Source organism: Burkholderia anthinoferrum (assembly GCF_002925705.1).
Taxonomy (GTDB): Bacteria; Pseudomonadota; Gammaproteobacteria; order Burkholderiales; family Burkholderiaceae; genus Burkholderia; species Burkholderia semiarida.
On sequence record NZ_LFZP01000021.1, the window covers coordinates 1,815 to 4,766 of the forward strand.

Sequence of the window (2,952 nt, forward strand, 5' to 3'; positions counted from 1 at the left end):
TTGGAATACGGCACAACGCGAGAACTCAACCTGTAACGAGACAGACTCGTTATAGGGTCAAGCGAACAAGTGCATGTGGTGGATGCCTTGGCGATCACAGGCGATGAAGGACGCGGTAGCCTGCGAAAAGCTACGGGGAGCTGGCAAACGAGCTTTGATCCGTAGATGTCCGAATGGGGAAACCCACTCCTTATGGAGTATCCATGGCTGAATACATAGGCCATGCGAAGCGAACGCGGTGAACTGAAACATCTAAGTAACCGCAGGAAAAGAAATCAACCGAGATTCCCAAAGTAGTGGCGAGCGAAATGGGATGAGCCTTGCACTCTTTATTTGTATTGTTAGCCGAACGCTCTGGAAAGTGCGGCCATAGCAGGTGATAGCCCTGTAGGCGAAAACAGTATGAAAGAACTAGGTGTGCGACAAGTAGGGCGGGACACGTGAAATCCTGTCTGAAGATGGGGGGACCATCCTCCAAGGCTAAATACTCGTGATCGACCGATAGTGAACCAGTACCGTGAGGGAAAGGCGAAAAGAACCCCGGGAGGGGAGTGAAATAGATCCTGAAACCGCATGCATACAAACAGTCGGAGCCTCTTCGGGGGTGACGGCGTACCTTTTGTATAATGGGTCAGCGACTTACGTTCAGTAGCAAGCTTAACCGTATAGGGCAGGCGTAGCGAAAGCGAGTCCGAATAGGGCGTTCAGTTGCTGGGCGTAGACCCGAAACCAGGTGATCTATCCATGGCCAGGATGAAGGTGCGGTAACACGTACTGGAGGTCCGAACCCACTAACGTTGAAAAGTTAGGGGATGAGCTGTGGATAGGGGTGAAAGGCTAAACAAACCTGGAAATAGCTGGTTCTCTCCGAAAACTATTTAGGTAGTGCCTCGTGTCTCACCTTCGGGGGTAGAGCACTGTCATGGTTGGGGGGTCTATTGCAGATTACCCCGCCATAGCAAACTCCGAATACCGAAGAGTGCAATCACGGGAGACAGACATCGGGTGCTAACGTCCGGTGTCAAGAGGGAAACAACCCAGACCGCCAGCTAAGGTCCCCAAATATAGCTAAGTGGGAAACGAAGTGGGAAGGCTAAAACAGTCAGGAGGTTGGCTTAGAAGCAGCCACCCTTTAAAGAAAGCGTAATAGCTCACTGATCGAGTCGTCCTGCGCGGAAGATGTAACGGGGCTAAGCTATATACCGAAGCTGCGGATGCGAGCTTGCTCGCATGGTAGGAGAGCGTTCCGTAAGCCTGCGAAGGTGCCTTGTAAAGGGTGCTGGAGGTATCGGAAGTGCGAATGCTGACATGAGTAGCGATAAAGGGGGTGAAAGGCCCCCTCGCCGTAAGCCCAAGGTTTCCTACGCAACGTTCATCGGCGTAGGGTGAGTCGGCCCCTAAGGCGAGGCAGAAATGCGTAGCTGATGGGAAGCAGGTCAATATTCCTGCACCATTGTTAGATGCGATGGGGGGACGGATCGCGGAAGGTTGTCCGGGTGTTGGAAGTCCCGGTCGCTGCATTGGAGAAGGCGCTTAGGCAAATCCGGGCGCGTAATTCAAGGGTGTGGCGCGAGCTCCTTCGGGAGCGAAGCAATTGGAAGTGGTTCCAAGAAAAGCCTCTAAGCTTCAGTCTAACGATGACCGTACCGCAAACCGACACAGGTGGGCGAGATGAGTATTCTAAGGCGCTTGAGAGAACTCGGGAGAAGGAACTCGGCAAATTGGTACCGTAACTTCGGGATAAGGTACGCCCTTGTAGCTTGACTGGCCTGCGCCAGGAGGGTGAAGGGGTTGCAATAAACTGGTGGCTGCGACTGTTTAATAAAAACACAGCACTCTGCAAACACGAAAGTGGACGTATAGGGTGTGACGCCTGCCCGGTGCCGGAAGATTAAATGATGGGGTGCAAGCTCTTGATTGAAGTCCCGGTAAACGGCGGCCGTAACTATAACGGTCCTAAGGTAGCGAAATTCCTTGTCGGGTAAGTTCCGACCTGCACGAATGGCGTAACGATGGCCACACTGTCTCCTCCCGAGACTCAGCGAAGTTGAAGTGTTTGTGATGATGCAATCTACCCGCGGCTAGACGGAAAGACCCCATGAACCTTTACTGTAGCTTTGCATTGGACTTTGAACCGATCTGTGTAGGATAGGTGGGAGGCTATGAAACCGGAACGCTAGTTTCGGTGGAGCCGTCCTTGAAATACCACCCTGGTTTGTTTGAGGTTCTAACCTTGGCCCGTGATCCGGGTCGGGGACAGTGCATGGTAGGCAGTTTGACTGGGGCGGTCTCCTCCCAAAGCGTAACGGAGGAGTACGAAGGTACGCTAGGTACGGTCGGAAATCGTGCTGATAGTGCAATGGCATAAGCGTGCTTAACTGCGAGACCGACAAGTCGAGCAGGTGCGAAAGCAGGTCATAGTGATCCGGTGGTTCTGTATGGAAGGGCCATCGCTCAACGGATAAAAGGTACTCTGGGGATAACAGGCTGATACCGCCCAAGAGTTCATATCGACGGCGGTGTTTGGCACCTCGATGTCGGCTCATCTCATCCTGGGGCTGTAGCCGGTCCCAAGGGTATGGCTGTTCGCCATTTAAAGAGGTACGTGAGCTGGGTTTAAAACGTCGTGAGACAGTTTGGTCCCTATCTGCCGTGGGCGTTGGATATTTGAAGGGGGCTGCTCCTAGTACGAGAGGACCGGAGTGGACGAACCTCTGGTGTACCGGTTGTCACGCCAGTGGCATCGCCGGGTAGCTATGTTCGGAAGAGATAACCGCTGAAAGCATCTAAGCGGGAAACTCGCCTTAAGATGAGATATCCCTGGAGGCTTGACCTCCTTGAAGGGTCGTTCGAGACCAGGACGTTGATAGGTCGGGTGTGTAAGCGCAGTAATGCGTTCAGCTAACCGATACTAATTGCCCGTAAGGCTTGATCCTATAACAAGTCTGCCTT

The 2,952-nt window shown here is 53.0% G+C and carries 1 rRNA gene; it reads left to right on the plus strand.

Annotation, left to right across the window (positions count from 1 at the left end):
• Positions 1-55: 55 nt before the first annotated feature.
• Positions 56-2,936, plus strand: a 23S ribosomal RNA gene (locus tag C5F75_RS06810).
• Positions 2,937-2,952: the final 16 nt, after the last annotated feature.